Raw genomic sequence first — 17,771 nt, 5'->3', positions numbered from 1 at the left:
TTCAGTGTCCTGTCGATGGTTCCCCCGGAACCACGGTTCCGGGGGAACGCATGTCACGGATGGATCAGTTGGCCATCAGTTCGTCGGCACGGGCCTTCAGGGCCTTGCCGTCGATGCCCTTGCTGTCCATCTCGACAAACCATTCGTCGATGGTGCCCTGGGCGGCATCCTTCCACTCCGACACCTGTTCCGGTGTCAGCGTGATGATGTTGTTGCCGTTCTCGACGGCGGCGGCACGGGGACCGGCATCGTCGGACTGCATCTGCTTGCCGGCAAAGGCCGAGAATTCCTCGCCGGAATTCGCATCGATGATGGCTTTGAGGTCATCCGGCAGGCTGTCGTACTTGTCCTTGTTCATCGCGAACAGGAACGTGGTCGTGTAAAGCGCGTCGCCCGGGAACTCGGTGTGGTTGTTCACCAGTTCGCTGACCTTGAGCGCGCCGACGACTTCCCACGGAATGACCGTGGCATCGACCACGCCCTTGGACAGCGCTTCCGGAATGGCCGGAACCGGCATGCCGATCGGCGTTGCACCGAGATTGGAGAACAGCTTGTTGGTCACACGCGTCGGCGCACGCAGCTTGACCCCGTTGAGGTCACCCAGGCTGGTGATCGGGTTGCTGGAATGGATCACGCCTGGGCCATGCACCCACAGGCCGAGCGGCTTGAAGGGAGCGAACTCGGTGTCCATCATCTCTTCTTCCGCGAGCTTCCAGTAAGCCCGGGACATGGTCTCCGCGTCGCTCATTGTGAAGGGCAGTTCAAACACTTCCGCACGCGGGAAACGGCCCGGCGTGTAGCCGGCAACGGTCCAGACGATATCGACAACACCATCGACCACCTGGTCGATCAGCTCCGGCGGCTTGCCGCCAAGCTGCATGGCAGGATAACGCTCGATCTTGATGCGCCCGCCGGATTCGGCTTCGATCTTGTCCGCCCACGGATCCAGGATGTTCTTCGGAACATTGGCCTGGGCCGGCAGGAACTGGTGCAGGCGCAAGGTGACTTCCTGCGCGAAAGTGGACGAGGCCGTACCGGCCAAAGCGACTGCCGAGACGGCAGCCGCAGCGGCGAGTTTGGCAATCTTCCTGTTCAAGTTGATCATGGTTTCCTCCCTGTTCGATCAACTCCAAAGCCCGGCCGGCATCCTCCTTCCGACCAGGTGATGGAATATAATAGTTATATCTTATAACTTTTTTCAAGCTGAATTTGACGGGATTGTTTCAAGAGCGGACAAATCCATTTCCGCATGCGCGCCATATTTCGGCAAGCATATCCTTCCTTCCCCGAAAAAAACATCACAGCACACTGTGAGTTTTACCGGATCTTGTGATGAATTGAGATGGAAGGCAAGGCCTTCGAATGGAGCAGACGTGAAGAAAGGGTCTCGCTCGCCAGGCGGACGTTTATTACCCGGAGAGACGTACTCCTCGCTTGACCGGCCGGCAGCAGCTACTGGCGAGGCAACAGGCATGATGGTTTCAGGCAAGGATGACAATCCGGGTACTCATCTGGCTCTCTCCGACTGCCAGCACCCTGAATGAACCAAATCAAGAAGTAAAATAAGAAATCAAGCCACTTACTTTCCAAAACAGGAAAGCAATCAAGGGATAGCAGCGCCGAGAAAGACAACCGTGTCACACAAGCGGGGACCATCACGGCGAATATGCGATTTCCGGCAATGCCACAGATGGAAAGACCGGCGGGAGATCCTGGAAAATCGCCCGCCGGCAGGTGTCCGGCCTTATGCGGATCGGGAGGAAAGGGCCGGCGTTTCGGTGAGCTGCTCGAACAGGCGGGCAACAGCCTCGGCGCCCGGATCGTTGTACCCGGACAGGCTCGATTCGGAGACATAGGAAGCCCGGCCGGCACGGGCGCGGGTGATGCGCGCCGTGGCATCCGCCCCCTGCCGGGCCTCGGCGGCCGCCGCATCGAGCCCCCGCTCCAGCGCGTTGAGCGCCGGCATCAGGGCGTCGATCATGGTCCGGTCTCCGGGCTTGGCGCCGCCCACCTGCATCACCCGGTCAAGCCCGGCCTGAAGCGCGCCGATGGAGCCGCGGCCACTCGACGAGGCGTCACCCGCCGCGGCAAAGAAGATCGCCAGGAGCACCCCGGAAGAACCTCCCATCGTCTGGCTGAGCTCCAGGCCGATGGCCCGGTAGAGCTGGGTCAGGTCCGCCAGCGGCAGCCGGTCCAGCGCCTGGACCAGCGCCCGGGCGGCCGTCGCCAGCGTGCTGCCGGTATCGCCATCGCCGGACTTGAGGTCGAGTGCGTTGAGGTCGTCCTCCGCCGCGATCAGGATGTTGCAGCACCGTTCGATGAATTCACGCGTCTCGGGGCTTTTCGAGGGCAACGGCTGGATCGGAGAAAGCCCGTCCGGCAAGGGCAGGACCGACACAGCCCCGAGAGAAAGACAGCCCGGCCAGGCCCAGGGCGCGACCGGCGCCTGCAGCAGCGCCTCCTCCGCCTTGTCGACCGGCAGCAGCGACACGGAAAACCCATGCATGTCGAGCGAGGTCATCATCGCCGCCGGGCCGATCACCCAGCGGATCTGGCTGCCGATGCGCGACGCCGTCATCTCCTCCAGCAAAACGTTCATCTCGAGCGGCGTCGTGCTGCCGAGATTGTTGAGGATGGCCACATGCGGTCCCGGCTTGAGGTTCGGCGCCAGGCGCTCGACGACCATGGCCATCGCGGCTCTGGCGTTGGAATACTCGACCTGCTCGATCCCCGCCTCGCCGTGAATGCCAAGCCCGAGTTCCGCCTTGCCCATGGCGATCCGGTCTTCCTTCGGCGTGCCCGGGATGGTGCAGGTATCGAGCGACATGCCGATGGAAATCGCCCCGCCGATCGCCTTTTTCGCCGCCGACGTGATCGTGTCGAGATCGGCGCCCTGGTCGGCCAGCGCACCGGCGATCTTGTGCACGAACAGCGTCCCGGCAACACCGCGCGCCTGGGGCAGGTCCGGCAGCGCGACGTCGTCGTCGACGATCACCATGTTGACCTTGAGCCCGAACGCCCGCGCCCGTTCCGCGGCGAGACCGAAATTGAGCCGGTCGCCGGTATAGTTCTTGACGATCAGCAGGCAGCCCGCCTTGCCGGTGACCGCCAGGATCCCCGCCAGGACCGCATCGACGGAGGGCGAGGCAAAGACTTCGCCGCACACCGCCGCCGTCAGCATGCCCTGACCGACGAAGCCCGCGTGGCTCGGCTCGTGACCGGAGCCCCCGCCGGACACAAGCGCCACCTTCGACTTGTCCCAGTCGGTCCTGACGACCACCTTGATATGCGGATAGCCGTCCAGGCGGGCAAGTCGTCCCCCGGCGGTCCTGAGCATGCCGTCGATCGCTTCGGTGACGAGTGTCTCCTTGGTGTTGATGAACTGCTTCATGTCTCGTCTCCTCAGGCAATCCGGGCGCCGCTGGCGTCAAAGAACAGCGGATTGCGCGGCTGGATGGCAACGGTGTCGCCGGGTTCGATGGTCGTGTGGTGTTCGGACAGGGTGACGATGTCATGCCCCTCCAGGGACAGGTGCAGGCGCGTCTGGTCGCCCAGGTGCTCCACCCGCTTGACCCGCGACGGCTGGCCCTCTCCCTGGGCAATGTGTTCCGGCCGGAGCCCGATTGACTTGGCGCCCGTCGGCGCGCCCGCGAACATGTCGGCGGGCAGCACATTGATGCGCGGCTGGCCGAGCCGCCCGGCCACGTAGAGATTGACCGGGTTTTCGTAGATCTCGCGCGGCGAGCCGAACTGCACCAGCCGGCCGTTGTCGAGCACGCCGACATGGGTCGCCATGGTCATGGCCTCGATCTGGTCATGGGTGACATAGAGCAGGGTCGCGCCGAGGTTTTCCTGGATCCGCTTCAACTCGATCCGCAGGTCCGATCTGAGCTTGGCGTCGAGCGACGAGAGCGGCTCGTCCATCAGGTAGATGGACGGATCGCGCACCAGCGCCCGGCCGATCGAGACACGCTGCATCTCGCCGCCCGACAGATTGGTCGCCTTGTTGCCCAGTTTGTGCGAGATGCGCAGAACCTCCGCGACTTCCTGGACCTTGCGGTCGATCTCGTCCGCCGGGGTCTTCAGGAGCGGCGAGCGCAGCGGAAAGGCCAGGTTGTCGCGCACGCTCATGTGCGGGTAGAGCGAATATTGCTGGAACACCATGGCCACGTTGCGCTGCGCAGGCGTGTCTGCGATCACGGACCGGCCGCCGATGGTGACGTCCCCGGTGTCGGGTTGCTCCAGTCCGGCGATCAGCCGCAGGATCGTTGTCTTGCCGGCCCCGGTCGGGCCGAGCAGCGTGACGAAGGCCCCGTTCGGAATGGTCATGGTGACGTCATCGACGGCCACCGTGTCGCCGAAGGCTTTTGAGAGATTGCCGAGCTTGACCTCAGACATGGGCGAGCACCCCCTCGTTCAGTTCCGAGCGCAAGGCCCGGCCCGACTGGTTGTCGAAGAGCGTGACCGTCGCGCCGTTGAACTCCAGACCGACATACTCTCCGGCCCGCACCGCCTGGTCCGACGGGATCCGCGCCTTCAGTTCGCCATTGGCGGTCTTCAGCGTCACGATCTGCGTGGTGCCGAGATATTCCGCGGCGATCACTTCACCACGATAGGTCCCGCTGTCGGAAAGCGCGATATGTTCCGGGCGGATGCCGAACACCATGTCGCCCTCGAACGGTTCCTGCAGCCGCGGCACCGCGATCTCCTGATGATGGATGCTGATCTCGGACGAGCCGGCATGGACCTGGCCGTGGAAGCGCAGGAAATTCATCGATGGCGAGCCGATGAAATCGGCGACGAACATGGTCGCCGGCTTGTCGTAGATATCCTGCGGCGTGCCGAACTGCTCGATGACGCCATGGTTCATGACGACGATCTTGTCGCCCATCTGCATGGCCTCGAGCTGGTCATGGGTGACATAGACCGTGGTCGCGCCCATGCGGTCGTGCAGGGCGCGCAGCTCCTCGGCCATATGCTCGCGGAACTCCGCATCGAGCGCGCCGAGCGGCTCGTCCATCATGAAGGCCTTCGGATCGCGCACGATCGCCCGGCCGAGCGCGACGCGCTGGCGGTCACCGCCCGACAGACCGCCCACGGGACGGTCCAGGATCTTGGTGATGCCGAGGATCTGCGCCACTTCGGCGACCTTCTCCTGCACCTGGTGTTTGGGCATGCCCTGGCTGACCAGCGGATAGGAGATGTTCTTGCGCACGTTCATGTGCGGATAGAGGGCGAACATCTGGAAGACGAAGGCGATGTCGCGCTTGCTGGCGCGCTGCTGGCCGACCTCCTCGCCGTCTATGTAGATCTCGCCGGAGGTCGGCAGTTCCAGCCCGGCAATCATGCGCAAGGTGGTGGTCTTGCCGCAGCCGGACGGGCCCAGCAGCATGAAGAACTCGCCGTCCTCGATCTTGAAGGAGGAAGACTGCACGGCGGTGAAGTCGCCGAACTCCTTCCTGAGGTTTCTGATCACGATCTCAGCCATCTGGATCACTCCGGGAAGTGGCTGACGACGATGAACATCACCGTTCCGGTCAGCGTGACAATGAAGGAATAGGTGTAGGCCCACAGAACCAGCGGCTGCATCAGCATGATCACGCCGACGGCGATCAGGATGGAGGCCAGCATTTCCCAGGCCCCGCGGCGGAAGTGGACAATGCCATGGACGAAGTCGCTCATCATTTGCGGACCGCTCCGAAGGTGATGCCGCGCAGAAGATGCTTGCGCAGGAGAATTGTGAAGACCATGACCGGCACGAGGAACAGGGTCGCGCCCGCGGCCACCGCCGGCCAGTCCTGGCCGCCGACACCGATGATGGTCGGGATGAAGGGCGGCGCGGTCTGGGCCGTGCCGGAGGTCAGGAGAACCGCAAAGGCATATTCGTTCCACGAGAAGATCAGGCAGAAGATGGCCGTCGAGGCGATCCCGGTGGCCGCCTGCGGCAGCACCACCTTGTAGAAGGCCTGGAAGCGCGTGTAACCGTCGATCAGGGCCGCTTCCTCATATTCGCGCGGGATCTCGTCGATGAAGCCTTTCAGCAGCCACACCGCCAGCGAGATGTTCACCGCCGTATAGAGCAGGATCATGCCCAGATGGGTGTCCGAAAGGCCCAATGTGCGGAACATCAGGAAGATCGGGATCGCGACCGCAATCGGCGGCATCATCCGGGTCGACAGAATGAAGAACAGGAGATCGTCCTTCAGCGGCACCTTGAACCTTGAAAAGGCATAGGCGGCGAGCGTTCCGAGGAACACCGACAGGAAGGTCGAACCGAAGCCGATGATCACCGAGTTCAGGAACCGTTCGCCGTAGCGCGACGGACCGGCAATGACCATGTCGCGGTTGCGCACGATTTCCTCGTACCAGGTCGCCGGCGGCGGCAGCGCCTCAAGCTGTTCCTGGGACACCCGGGTGCGCGTGGTGAAGAGGTTGACGTAACCCTCGAGCGACGGCTCGAACATGACCTTCGGTGGGTAGGCGATGGCATCGACCGGCGACTTGAAGCCCGTGGTCAGGATCCAGACCAGCGGCAGCAGGGTGATGACCGCATAGGCGATGACCAGGGAACCGGCGACCCATTTCTGCCGGGAGGACGGTTCGGTGATGGAATAACTGCTCATCGTTCTTTCACCTTGTTGAGCGCCTTCACGTAGATCGAGGCGAGGCCGAAGACGGTCACGAACAGGATGATCGCGTAGGCGGAGGCATAGCCCGTGCGCCATTTTTCAAACGCTTCGCGTTTCAGGTTGATCGAGGTGAGTTCGGTGACGGAGCCGGGTCCGCCGCCGGTCAACTGCACCACAAGGTCGAACATCTTGAAGTTCTCGATGCCGCGGAACAGGACCGCCAGCATCAGGAAGGGCAGCACCATCGGGATCGTGATCGTCCAGAACTGGCGCCACTTGCTGGCCCGGTCGATTTCGGCGGCCTCGTAGATATAGTCCGGGATCGAGCGAAGCCCGGCCAGGCAGATCAGCATGACGAAGGGCGTCCACATCCAGGTATCCACGATCACGATCGCCCAGGGCGCCAGCGCGACATCGCCGATCATCTGGAAGGACGACGGATCGACGCCGGTCAGGAACGAAATGCCGTAATTGAAGAGGCCGATCTGGGGCTGGTAGAGAAAGGTCCAGAAGTTGCCGACCACGGCGGGCGACAGCATCATCGGCAACACGATCAGGGTGGTCCAGAGATCATTGCCCTTGAATTTCCGGTTGATCAGCCAGGCCAGCGTGAAGCCGATCAGCACCTGCAGGAAGATGGTCCAGAACAGGAAATGGGCCGTTGCCTGCATGGTCAGCCAGATGTCGCCGTCGGTCAGGATGCGCTCGTAGTTGCGCAGGCCGATATAGTCGACCTCCCGGTTGGGCCGGTTGGCCCGGAAGTTGGTGAAGCTCAGGTTGATCGTCCAGATCAGCGGAAAGATGTTGACCGCGAGCAGCAGGAAAATTGTCGGTGCGACAAACAGCCAGGCGATGGTGCGATCTGACAGCCCCCGGATTTTGGACGCGACCGAGGGCGGGGTCGCTTTTGCTACGTGGTCGATAGGTGTCACGGCCATGAGATGCTCTTCAGTGAAAAGGTGCCGGAAAGACCCGGTTGGAACGGTTGGTCCTGGATGGCAGGATGCGCCGCGCGCACCCGCCCCTTGGCCGATGGGGCCTTTCAGTTGCAGGCGGCCCGGCGCGTTGTCCGGGCCGCCTGTTCCTCAAGCCGGGATCAGAGCTTGCCTTCGTCCTCGAAGGTCTCGGTCCAGTCCTCGATCAGCTTGTCGAGGGCTTCCTGGGCAGTTCCCTGATCCGCCACGACATAGTCGTGAAGTCGCTTCTGCATGGCCAGCAGCAGTTCCGCATAGGCCGGCTCCTGCCAGAAGTCCTTGACGTTATCCATCGCCAGCAGGAAGTCGGACGCGAACGGCGCGCTGTCCGGGAACCCCGGATCGCTCAGAACGCTGACATGACAGGAATAGCCGCCGAGGTCCCACCACTTCTTCTGCACGGACGGCTGGGCGAACCACTTGATGTATTCAAGCGCAGCGTCCTGCTTGTCGGAATAGGCGACCACCGAAATCCCCTGCCCGCCGAGCGTCGAGGCCTCGACATTCTGGCCGGGATTGACGAAGAAGCCGATCTTGTCGCCGCCCACATCCGGGTCCGCGTAGAGCCCGGGGAAGAAGGCGAACCAGTTCATCGCCATGGCCACCTGGCCCGACTTGAACGCGTCAAGCGACTGTTCCATGTAGCTGTCGGTGTAGCCCGGTGGCGTTCCGGTCTTGTAGAGCTCCTTGTAGAACTCCAGCCCGGCGACGGCTTCCGGCGAGTTCACCGCGCCTTCCATGTCGTATTTGCCCGGCGTCATCTCGTATTTGAAGCCGAACGGATACATGGAGCTGGTCGCGCCCATGGTGATGCCCTCCGAGCCTCGCTCGGTGAAGATCGACGCGCCATAGCGGACCTGACCGTCGATTTCCCGTTCCTGGAAGAACTGGGCGACTTCCAGGAGTTCGGCCTGGGTTTTCGGCGGCGCCAGATCGCGGCCGTGCTTTTCCTTGAACGCCGCCTGGATCTCGGGCATCTCGAACCAGTCCTTGCGGTAGAACCAGCCGTTGGCATCGCCCATGGCCGGCAGCGCGTAGTAGTTCGGCGTGCCCTTCGGCCAGGTCGAATAGGCATAGACGGTCGCCGGGGCGAAGTCGTCCATGCTGATGCCTTCCTTGTCGAAGAACTCGTTCAGCTTGACATAGTGCCCGTTCTCGGCGCCGCCGCCGATCCACTGGCTGTCTCCGATCAGGAGATCGCACAGCTTGCCGCCGGAGTTGAGCTCGTTGAGCATGCGGTCGGCGAAATTCGGCCAGGGCACGAATTCGAAATTCATGGTGTGGCCGTATTCGGCCTCGAATTCCTTGGACAGTTCAACAAGGGCGTTGGCCGGATCCCAGGCCGCCCAGCACAGCGTCAGGTCTTCGGCCTGCGCATTGGTGGCAGTAAGTCCGCTGGCCGCCACGAGGGCGGTCGCCGCGAGTAGGTTCGCAGTTTTCATGGGTGAAGTCCTCCCGAAATGATCGCGCACCGGCGCCTGCCGGGCGGCTGCACTCCTCCAAGTGCAAGGGCACGGTAATTGACACACGTATGTCAGGTCAATCAAAAAACTGACATACGTCTTTCTTTTTGACGTCAAAACAGCGCTTCAGCAGCAACAAAAATTGCTCAAGTCATTGTAAAATAGTGATTTTCAAACCAAGGTGCTGAGCCGGAAAGAACATCACGCTCAGTAGAGATTTTCCCGCATGATGATCTCGATACGGATCTTTTCCTGGGCTTCGTAGATGTCGGTACCGTCGCATTTGGCCCTGAGCACCCGGAGCGCGCTGCGCACCAGGTGCCCGACATTTTGCGCGATCACCGCATCCAGCTCCCCATCGATCAGTGCCTGACGGGTAACCGTCGTCAGATCATGGGCGATGGCGACAAGCCTGCCCGCGACACCATGTTCCCGGAGGGCGTCCAGCATGGCCGCATTCCCCGACCCCATGGAATAGACAGCCTTCAGTTCCGGATGTTCCCTGAGTGCATGATCCAGGGTTTCGTGAATGCGCTCCGGGTCGTCGTAGAATTCGATTGTCGGCAGCGCCGTCAGTCTCGGAAAGTCCCGCGAGAGCACCTCATCGAGACCGAAGCGCCGCTCGATGCTGTCGCGCGCCACCATGGAATTGGTCGCGACCAGGATGCTGCCCGTTTCATTGCGAAGGAACTTTCCGAGCAGCGCTCCCGCGGTCTTGCCGGCGGAGAAATTGTCAACGCCTGCAAAATAGTGGCACCCGGAGTTGGGCAGATCCGAGACAAGCGCGACCACGTAGAGACCGGCGCTCTTGATATGGGCAATCGCATCGCGAACCTGCGGCGTCTCCGGAACCATGAGCGCCACGCCGTCAAGCGTCGACAGGTCCAGCCTCTTCAATGTGTCGACGATCGCATGCGGATCGGCCGCATCGACAAACTGCACACCAACATCGGTCCGGTCGGCAACCCAGGCGCCGGACACGTCCTCGACAGCCGTGGCAATGGTCTCGACAAAGTGGTTCGGCCCTTCAGGCAGCACGAAGACGAAACGATACTGGCGCTGCTTGGCGAGGTTTGCCGCGTTGGTGTCGCGCACATAGCCGAGCTTCCTGACGGCTTCCTTGACCCGCTCCGCGTTTTTCGGCCGCACGTCGGCACGGCCGTTCAGCACCCGATCCACCGTCGACAGGCTGACGCCGGCTTCCCGCGCAATGTCATGGACGGTTGGCTTGGCCATAACACCTCCTCTGAGAAGGCCACTGTCGCGCGGCATTCTGACATACGTCAATCAAATTCGCGGGCCCCACTAAAATCCGGCGAGATTTTTCCAATAGATATCAGCTGCTTGCCGGCTACCTGCCGGAGCATCCCGTCAATAAGCATCGATTCGCGCACAAGACCACCCCTTCAAACGCATTGCCGTGCCGGCGGCTTCGGGAGGGCCTGGTCTCATCTCCCTGTTTCCGTGACGCCATGCCTGACCCCATCGGTCAACATCGTTCGGCATGTCGTCTTGTAATTGTATTTCCAAGAAGAGTTGCTAAATAAGAGCTGCAATATTTTACAAGTTCAGGAAGGGGCCCATGGCGGATTTCAGCGCTCAAATAGAGAAGTCCAAGAAGGAAGTGGCTGCCGCGCAGCAGAAGATCAGCGATCTGACCTCGAAGATCGAAACCGTGCGCAGCAAAATGGACTCCGGCCAGGACATCTCGATCGACATCGAAAACGCGACCCTGGACGATGTCCACGCCCATACGGAGCTGATGGGCGCCAACATCGCCGAACTCATCATGGGTCTGGACGACGTCACGGCGAACTTCTCCAAGGACTTCGACGCCATGCGCTCGAAGACCGGCTGGGAAACCTTCATCGGCATCTTCTCCAAGCAGCGTTCCGACAGCATCCGCCAGGAACGCATGCGCTCCGCCAGCATCGACGACAAGCTGCAGGACCTGATCTCGAAGTCCAACGTCATCGGCCAGCTGCTGCAGGAACAGCTCAACACGTTGAACGAGCACTCCAAGCGGGTCGAGACCAACCTGAGCGGCACGCTCGCCCAGCGGGAACAGACCGTCGGCGCGCTCGACGAGATCAAGCAGAAGCTGGTGGCGATGGACCCGGACATCATCGCACTGGAAAACAAGATCTCCATGGAGACCGATGCCGCCGCCCGCACCAAGCTTGAAAGCGAGCTGGCGGAAATGAACACCGAATACAACCGCCTCGCCCAGGAAGAGCAGGTCAAGCTCGCCGAAAGCCAGACGCTTGAGCGGTACATCGAGAAGGGCAAGACCTGGGTCGACAGCCTGCAGAACCAGGCCGCCACCCAGATGGTCCTGATCAACAAGCTGCAGACGGACACGAAACAGCGCGTGGTGCTCTACGATGCCCTGGTGAAATCGCTGAAGACGGCGCAGCAGCAGGATGTCGCCCACAAGATCAACGAGATCGGCGTGGCCACCGACAAGGAGGCACAGTCCGCCATGGCCGCCATCGGCTCGGCCACCAACCAGCGCATGGCCGACATGATGGAAGCCCATGAGGACCACATGGTGTTCGCGCGCAAGGTGCTGGAGGAAAAGGCCAAGTCGGACGAGCGTTTCGCGCGCCGGTTCGAGAAGATCGTCGAGAAGCACGACAAGAACGCCTACGGCGCCTGACGGCTCGGCCCGGGAGCATAAGCGTTGGACCTGACCCTGGACCACAGAACCCTGGAAGAAGCGCATGAAACACGGCGCTACTTCGCCAAGTTCGAGCGGATCATCCATCATCTGAAGGGTGTCGCCGACAGTGTCGTCAACGAAAACACGGCCCTGGCGAGTGAGATCCCCATCCTGCAGGACTACCTGGAGGCACTGTCGGCCACCTTCACCGCGTTGTCCTACAAGTATCTCCTTGCGGGCCGCGTATCCGAGATGATGCCCTCGCTGCTCAGCATCGACCGGCAGGACAGCGGTTTTCCCGTCTACCAGGAACTGCTGCAAATGGCGAATGACGCCATGCAGGTGGACAATCACCTGCGTTCGCTGCCAGGCATGCGCGACCTCAAGCTGGCAATGGTCAACCATATCCTGCGCGAACAGTCGTCGCCGACAAACCTGCAATTCGCGGCCTCCCAGCGTCAGTACTACGAGGAACTGGCCAAGGGCGGCCTGTTCTGGGCCAGGAACGACCCGCGGATCTCCTGGACCGGAAACGCAACGGAAAGCCGCCGCAGATACCGGCTGCACTGGGCGATCTATGACAGCCAGCAGAACATCCCGCTTGTCTATATTCTCGACCTGGAAGACAGCGGAAAACGGCCGCTGGCCAAGGACGAACGCCGCTGGCCGCGCGTCCAGAGCCACCTGACGGCCCAGGCCGGAGCCTCGCTGAAACTGGTCACCATCGCCCGCGGCTTCGACCGGGATTTCGACGATCTGCACCCGAAGCGGCTGCGGCGGTTTTTCCTCGGACCGATGTACAGCCACACCTTCACCCAGCAGAGCGGCCCGTTGAGGGACGTGCTCGCCGAAGTGGATGGACATCCCGGCGAGGACTGGGCGCTGGCCTGGACCACCGAGACACTGGTCGCCACGGGATCGGAGCAGGAATCGTCCGGTTTCTTCTCCTCGGTCGAGCGGCAGATTTACGAACTCGACCCGCTTGCCGCGCTGGACCCGGCCGCCCAGGAAGCCCCCGGCCATACCCACCAGCAGCGATCGCTGATCCTGCCACAACGCCCTTATCAGGTGCTGCAGGAGCGCGATCCGCCCGGATTTTCCAACATCCGCAAATATGCCGTCAGCCCGGCGGGCAAGATCCTCAGCTACAGATAGGTTTCACGCGTGACCCTTTCCAACGACCTCATGGAACTGAAAGAAGACAAGATCCGCGAGAAATACAAGCTGGCGGAAGCCATGCTCGAAGGCTTCGACCACACGCCGCGGATTGCAAAGAAATCCGAGCCCGACCGCGTTTCCTCCGAACGCTCGCCCGGCCTCGGCTCCCGCCGGCGCTTCCGCTCGACGACCCCCGGCCTTGTCACCCGTTCGACGGCGCGCCCCGAAGGCGTCCAGCTGTCGGTCCGCATCCTGGAGAGCGACGACGACGCGCTGACCACGCCGACCCAGGCGAGCGTGCTGCGCGCGTTGCGCCGTGCCCTTTCGGTCGCGCAGGTCACCTCGGACCAGTTTGCCGAACAGTCCGGCCTCTCCGACCTGAAACGCGCCAATCTCGCGGGCACCCTTGACCCGTCCCGGAAGGTCCGCTTCGAGAAACTGCTCAACGCCTCCGCACTGATTTCCCTGCATGTTTTTGCCAACATGACCGATTTCCTGCTCTCCGGCCTCGGCACCGAAGAGGGCGAGAGCGAAACGCAATGCGGTGAGGTCGAGGAAGTCCTGATCGACAATGACCAGCTCGCCCTGCACGGCGTGCTCTGGGAACTGGACCAGGAAATTGCCGCGGCCGGGGTCGACACCGACGCCGGACTGATCGGCCTGATCACCTCCTTCTGCGAACAGCTGATGGAGAAGGTGACCCTGCGCGCCGAGGGCATGAGCGAGCTTCACCCCTTCTCGGAGGCCCGTTACCGGGTCGAGGCAGACAATTTCGAGATCACCGGGTTCACGCCGTCGGCACATGCCCGCTCGACCACGCTGACCATGGCCTTCAAGAAGCCGGAAGAGGTCGTCGGCAACCACATCGCCAAATACCAGGCCATGAAGCTCTCCAAGATGCTGATGGCTTACGATTTCGACCGCAAGCTGAACCCGTTCGCCGAGCTCGGCGGCTTCATCTTCACCTTCATGGGCGACGGCAAGCCGGGCACCGGCAAGACCACGCTGATCCAGATGATGGCCGGCATGATCAACGATTATTGCCAGGCCGCCGGGTACCCGTTCCGCTATCAGAACCTGTCGACAGAAAGCATCGACAGCTACCAGGGCAAGTCGGCCCAGAACGCCAAGGCGTTTATCCGGACTGTCACCGACCCGAACGTGATCGGCTTCGGCACCATCGACGATATCGACCAGCTCGCCGGCAAGCGCGGCGACCGCCAGTCCTCCGCCGGACAGCTTGAAATCACCGCGGTGCTGATGGAGAGCTTCGCCGGCGCCAACACGGTGGTGCGCGGCAATTGCACCTTCGGCATGTTTTCCAACTACCCGGAAAATGTCGACGATGCCCTGCGCCAGCGCGCCGGCGCCCGGTTCCTGGTGGACGGACCGCAGACCCGTGAGGACTATATCGACATCCTGCATCTCCTGATGGGCAAGAACCATTCGATCCCGGTCGGCGAACATGACCTGTTCGAGGCGCAGGCGATCAAGAAGGCGGTCGCCGCGTCCTATGACCGCCACTCCCGTCCGCAGGAAGACGCGCTTGCGAAGGTTTTCGAGAAGGTTCAGGCCGACATCGGCGAACTCGACACCATTGCCAAGTTCGGCGCCTATCTGAAAGCGATCCAGGAAGCCGACGAGCGCTTCACCGGCCGGGCGATCAAGAACATCACCGACGCCATCAAGGTCCGGGCGATGGATTTCGAACTGCCCGACGAATGGATGGAAGATCCGGACCTGTTCCTGTTCAAGGACTACGCCACCAAGAAGGCCATGATCGCCGACCTGGCCCAGCCGATCACGATCGACATGGTCATGCAGGAGATCAACCGCTACGCCGACAGCGAATTCCGCTACGCGGACAAGTCGGACGAGGTCGCGATCGAGAACGCCGTGCGCGAGATGCAGCGGATGGAAGAGGCCAAGCGCCGCTACATGGAAGCCGCCCGTCCATGATGCGTCTCGTCAAACATGGACTGATGTACGGCAACCTCTTCGAGGTGACCTCGCCGTCCATGGTCGCCCGCTACAATCGCGCGCTGGAGCACCTGACCGGCAGGCAGACAGGCCTGCAGGAGTTCCATGTCGACATTTCAGGCTTTTCCCCGGAGATCGGCGACGAGCTGAACAACATCCATTATCTCAACCCGAACGGCTGCAATCGCCAGTTCATCCTCCTCTCGGTCGAGCAGAAATCCGCGCCGCTGCTCAACGCGCGCTTCTCGACGTCGCGTTCGATCCTGCGCCGTTTCATCGACGAAAACGAGGAACAGCTCTTCGCCCTGTCCATCCGCGACTGCGTTGTCGGCGAGCTGGTCAATTCCGTCTATTCCCTGTCCTCGCCGCGCGACCTGTTCGACATTCGCACCATCGAGATCGACGCGGACACGGTCGGCGGGCACGTGGAAGCCGGAGAGGATCTCGGCAACCTGATCGAGCGGTTCATGAAGGAACCGGACGGCTGGTGGGACGATGTGCTGATCGCCGAGATGATCGAATTGTCCAAACAGGCCGGCGATGTCATCCGGACACCGCTCAGCCCCCGCAACCGGTCCTACGAGCAGGGCAATTTCTATACGTCCCACTATGGCGGGCTCTACGTCTTCCGCGACGTGCGCGAAAGCGCCTGCATCGCGCCAAAGGACACGGACATTGTTGCCGACCTGCCGGTCAAGCGGATCCTGACCATGGAAGACCGGCAGGACATTGCCGAGTTCCTGAACCGCAATGCCCTTGTGGAGCCGATCGTCGAGGCCTGCGGCACGCGGGCCGTGAACATCCTGAAGCAGAAGCTCGACTTCATCGTCATCGATGCGGCCGCCGATCATGACGAGGACCTGAGCGACGTCTCCCGGCGCGACCTGCGCGCGCTCAAGCGCAAGTATCACGAGGACCTGCCGGCCGAGTATCACGCTCTGGAACGGGCGGTCCGCGCGGCGATGCGCGGCGGCGACACCTGGCCTTCGCCGGACGATCCGGCCTATTTCTATCTGCTGAGGTCACGAAACCACCGCGACAAGCACCTGGTCAACATGCTGCTGGCGGAGCTCACGCAACTGGACTTCCGCCAGCTGTTCATCTGCCACAAGGACGCGTTCTACACCCAGTATGCGGCCTGGTCGGACGCCAAGAAGAACTATGCCGCGGACTTTCTTGCCGCGGAATACATGGTGGACAAGGTCGGCACGCGCGAAGAGCTGTTCGGACCGGAACCGGGCATGGACGAGGACGACGACGGGCTCGATTATGGCTTCGGCCGGAACCGCGGCCCCTGGGGTCCGGTACCGCGCGACGACGATGACGATGATGACGACGACGAGGACTGAGCCAGATGAAGTATCTTAAGTGGATCATCGGCATCCCGCTGATCGTGATCGTCGTGGCTTTCCTGCACTACACGCTGCCGGGCCGCGACGTGGTGCGCATCGTCGGCACCGACGTCAAGCGCATGGACATCGGCTCGTCCGCGTTCTTCTGGGCCGCGCCGGACGCCGGCACCAACCCGAACTGGACCCGCGACGTGCGCTTCATCAGCACGGTCTGGCCGGACGGACAGCCGCGCGTCTACCGCAACGAGGACACCGACTGGGGCTGGCCGCCCTATTTCAAGTTCGATTCGAGCAACATCACGGCCCAGGCGCAGGACCTTGTGAAGAAGGAAGGCGATGTCTGGGTCGCGGTCACCCATTACGGCTGGCGCATCGAACTGTTCACGATCTTCCCGAATGCCATCGACATCGATGTGGTCGAAGGGCCGGACGCGTTGCTGATCCCCTGGTTCAACATCCTGTTCGTCCTGGTGCTCGCGGCGCTGGCCATGCTGGTTCTGAAAACCGTAAGCGCCTTCAAGAAGCGCCGGATCGATCCGGTCGTCGACAGCATTGACGGCTTCATGGACGATGTCGGCGACAATGCCGAACAGGCCCGTGCCCATGCCCACAAACGCGCATCTGAAGCCACCAGTGGCTTCCGGCGATGGCTGAAGCGCTGGTTCGGGTGAGCACAGTGTTTGGTTGGCTGGTTGGACCCATCCCCCAAATCAGGCCTCATCCTGAGGAAGCGCGTCAGCGCTGTCTCGAAGGATCGGCCACTTGCTCCAGAGTATGTCGCCGATCCTTCGAGACAGACCTGGCGGTCTTCCTCAGGATGAGGTGATTGTTTGCAGCGGGCGCTCCAGCCCCATTCCAGGAAAGACATCCGATTGACCCAGCCCATCGACCTTGTGATCTTCGACTGCGACGGTGTCCTGATCGACAGCGAGGTTATCAGCGCGCGCATGCTGGTGGCGGAACTTGCCAAGCGCGATGTCCTCATCACCATGGACTATGTCGCGCACCATTTTCTCGGGCGCAGCTACCCTGTGGTCCTGCAGCAGATCCGAAGCGAATTCGGCGTCGATCTGCCGCCGGAATTCGAAGCCACCTACCGGGCGAACCTACTGGGAGCCTTCGAGGCGGAACTGCAACCGGTCGTGGGCGTGCGCACCGTCATCGAACAGTTGCGGCCGGATTACTGCCTGGCCACCAGCTCCAGTCCGCCCCGGCTGGCCAAGTCGCTGGAAATCACCGGCCTGACCGACCTTTTCGCCGGCCGCGCAACCACCGCCTCGGAGGTGGAACACGGCAAGCCCGCGCCGGACCTGTTTCTGCTGGTGGCGGACAGGCGCGGTGTAGCTCCGGAACGTTGCCTGGTCATCGAGGACAGCGAGAATGGCATCAAGGCGGGTCTTGCCGCAGGCATGCAGGTCTGGCGGTTTGTCGGCGGATCCCACCTGAAATCACTTGCAAATTCCGGGGATGCGGCAGCAGGCGCCGAGCAAGTGTTTGCATCTTTCACGGATTTCTTCCAGCTTAGGCCGGATTTGCAAATCAACGGCAGCTGA

Annotated in this window: 16 protein-coding genes; 6 read left to right on the top strand and 10 right to left on the bottom strand. The window is 62.1% G+C overall.

The annotated features are described in order from the left end of the window. Positions 1-64: 64 nt before the first annotated feature. The 10 genes from O6760_RS13440 to O6760_RS13395 form a co-directional block, all read right to left on the bottom strand. Positions 65-1,105, bottom strand: a complete 1,041-nt coding sequence (locus tag O6760_RS13440; protein ID WP_269585867.1) for a TRAP transporter substrate-binding protein — start codon at positions 1,103-1,105, stop codon at positions 65-67. A 93-nt stretch (positions 1,106-1,198) separates the two neighbouring features. After that, positions 1,199-1,489, bottom strand: a complete 291-nt coding sequence (locus tag O6760_RS13435) for a hypothetical protein (protein ID WP_269585866.1) — start codon at positions 1,487-1,489, stop codon at positions 1,199-1,201. A 255-nt stretch (positions 1,490-1,744) separates the two neighbouring features. Beyond that, on the bottom strand, positions 1,745-3,391 hold the full coding sequence (locus O6760_RS13430; protein ID WP_269585865.1) for a dihydroxyacetone kinase subunit DhaK: 1,647 nt from the start codon (positions 3,389-3,391) through the stop codon (positions 1,745-1,747). Positions 3,392-3,402: 11 nt separating this feature from the next. Next, a complete protein-coding gene (locus O6760_RS13425; RefSeq protein WP_269585864.1) occupies positions 3,403-4,398 on the bottom strand; it encodes an ABC transporter ATP-binding protein in 996 nt (331 codons plus the stop codon). Continuing rightward, a complete protein-coding gene (locus O6760_RS13420; protein ID WP_269585863.1) occupies positions 4,391-5,488 on the bottom strand; it encodes an ABC transporter ATP-binding protein in 1,098 nt (365 codons plus the stop codon). Before O6760_RS13420 ends, O6760_RS13425 begins: the two co-directional genes overlap by 8 nt. 5 nt (positions 5,489-5,493) lie before the next feature. Further along, complete coding sequence (locus O6760_RS13415) at positions 5,494-5,682, bottom strand: hypothetical protein (RefSeq protein ID WP_248154508.1); 189 nt, start codon at positions 5,680-5,682, stop codon at positions 5,494-5,496. Further along, positions 5,682-6,623 carry a carbohydrate ABC transporter permease gene (locus tag O6760_RS13410; RefSeq protein ID WP_269585862.1) on the bottom strand — a complete coding sequence of 314 codons (942 nt, stop codon included), beginning with the start codon at positions 6,621-6,623 and terminating at the stop codon, positions 5,682-5,684. The genes O6760_RS13415 and O6760_RS13410 overlap by 1 nt, the downstream gene beginning before the upstream one ends. Further along, positions 6,620-7,567: a carbohydrate ABC transporter permease gene (locus tag O6760_RS13405; protein WP_269585861.1), complete on the bottom strand. Its 948-nt coding sequence runs from the start codon at positions 7,565-7,567 to the stop codon at positions 6,620-6,622. Before O6760_RS13405 ends, O6760_RS13410 begins: the two co-directional genes overlap by 4 nt. A 158-nt stretch (positions 7,568-7,725) precedes the next feature. Next, entirely contained in the window at positions 7,726-9,045 is a 1,320-nt protein-coding gene (locus tag O6760_RS13400) for an ABC transporter substrate-binding protein (RefSeq protein WP_269585860.1), read from the bottom strand. Between the two features lie 228 nt (positions 9,046-9,273). Next, positions 9,274-10,302, bottom strand: a complete 1,029-nt coding sequence (locus tag O6760_RS13395) for a LacI family DNA-binding transcriptional regulator (RefSeq protein ID WP_269585859.1) — start codon at positions 10,300-10,302, stop codon at positions 9,274-9,276. 346 nt (positions 10,303-10,648) lie between these two features. Here O6760_RS13395 and O6760_RS13390 point away from each other — a divergent pair, with 346 nt between their 5' ends. The 6 genes from O6760_RS13390 (at position 10,649) to O6760_RS13365 (ending at position 17,771) form a co-directional block, all read left to right on the top strand. After that, on the top strand, positions 10,649-11,725 hold the full coding sequence (locus O6760_RS13390; RefSeq protein ID WP_269585858.1) for a hypothetical protein: 1,077 nt from the start codon (positions 10,649-10,651) through the stop codon (positions 11,723-11,725). 24 nt (positions 11,726-11,749) lie between these two features. Next, complete coding sequence (locus O6760_RS13385) at positions 11,750-12,883, top strand: hypothetical protein (protein ID WP_269585857.1); 1,134 nt, start codon at positions 11,750-11,752, stop codon at positions 12,881-12,883. A gap of 9 nt (positions 12,884-12,892) precedes the next feature. Then, positions 12,893-14,845, top strand: coding sequence for an ATP-binding protein (locus O6760_RS13380; RefSeq protein WP_269585856.1), 1,953 nt, complete (start codon positions 12,893-12,895; stop codon positions 14,843-14,845). Next, the gene (locus O6760_RS13375) at positions 14,842-16,215 is read left to right on the top strand and encodes a DUF6638 family protein (RefSeq protein ID WP_269585855.1); all 1,374 of its coding nucleotides are present in this window, start codon (positions 14,842-14,844) and stop codon (positions 16,213-16,215) included. Before O6760_RS13380 ends, O6760_RS13375 begins: the two co-directional genes overlap by 4 nt. Positions 16,216-16,220: 5 nt before the next feature. Continuing rightward, positions 16,221-16,889 carry a DUF1523 family protein gene (locus tag O6760_RS13370; RefSeq protein WP_269585854.1) on the top strand — a complete coding sequence of 223 codons (669 nt, stop codon included), beginning with the start codon at positions 16,221-16,223 and terminating at the stop codon, positions 16,887-16,889. A 201-nt stretch (positions 16,890-17,090) separates the two neighbouring features. Further along, a complete protein-coding gene (locus O6760_RS13365; protein WP_269585853.1) occupies positions 17,091-17,771 on the top strand; it encodes an HAD family hydrolase in 681 nt (226 codons plus the stop codon).

This window comes from Roseibium sp. Sym1 (assembly GCF_027359675.1).
Classification (GTDB): domain Bacteria; phylum Pseudomonadota; class Alphaproteobacteria; order Rhizobiales; family Stappiaceae; genus Roseibium.
Note: the sequence above shows the minus strand (reverse complement) of the source record. Positions and strands in the feature narration are given on the sequence as shown.

What these genes read in the sequence shown, in the direction of transcription:
- O6760_RS13405 (WP_269585861.1), bottom strand. Translation starts at nt 7,567, where the DNA reads ATGGCCGTGACACCTATCGACCACGTAGCAAAAGCGACCCCGCCCTCG.
- O6760_RS13375 (WP_269585855.1), top strand. Translation starts at nt 14,842, where the DNA reads ATGATGCGTCTCGTCAAACATGGACTGATGTACGGCAACCTCTTCGAG.
- O6760_RS13440 (WP_269585867.1), bottom strand. Translation starts at nt 1,105, where the DNA reads ATGATCAACTTGAACAGGAAGATTGCCAAACTCGCCGCTGCGGCTGCC.
- O6760_RS13415 (WP_248154508.1), bottom strand. Translation starts at nt 5,682, where the DNA reads ATGAGCGACTTCGTCCATGGCATTGTCCACTTCCGCCGCGGGGCCTGG.
- O6760_RS13425 (WP_269585864.1), bottom strand. Translation starts at nt 4,398, where the DNA reads ATGTCTGAGGTCAAGCTCGGCAATCTCTCAAAAGCCTTCGGCGACACG.
- O6760_RS13430 (WP_269585865.1), bottom strand. Translation starts at nt 3,391, where the DNA reads ATGAAGCAGTTCATCAACACCAAGGAGACACTCGTCACCGAAGCGATC.
- O6760_RS13400 (WP_269585860.1), bottom strand. Translation starts at nt 9,045, where the DNA reads ATGAAAACTGCGAACCTACTCGCGGCGACCGCCCTCGTGGCGGCCAGC.
- O6760_RS13420 (WP_269585863.1), bottom strand. Translation starts at nt 5,488, where the DNA reads ATGGCTGAGATCGTGATCAGAAACCTCAGGAAGGAGTTCGGCGACTTC.
- O6760_RS13370 (WP_269585854.1), top strand. Translation starts at nt 16,221, where the DNA reads ATGAAGTATCTTAAGTGGATCATCGGCATCCCGCTGATCGTGATCGTC.
- O6760_RS13395 (WP_269585859.1), bottom strand. Translation starts at nt 10,302, where the DNA reads ATGGCCAAGCCAACCGTCCATGACATTGCGCGGGAAGCCGGCGTCAGC.
- O6760_RS13390 (WP_269585858.1), top strand. Translation starts at nt 10,649, where the DNA reads ATGGCGGATTTCAGCGCTCAAATAGAGAAGTCCAAGAAGGAAGTGGCT.
- O6760_RS13410 (WP_269585862.1), bottom strand. Translation starts at nt 6,623, where the DNA reads ATGAGCAGTTATTCCATCACCGAACCGTCCTCCCGGCAGAAATGGGTC.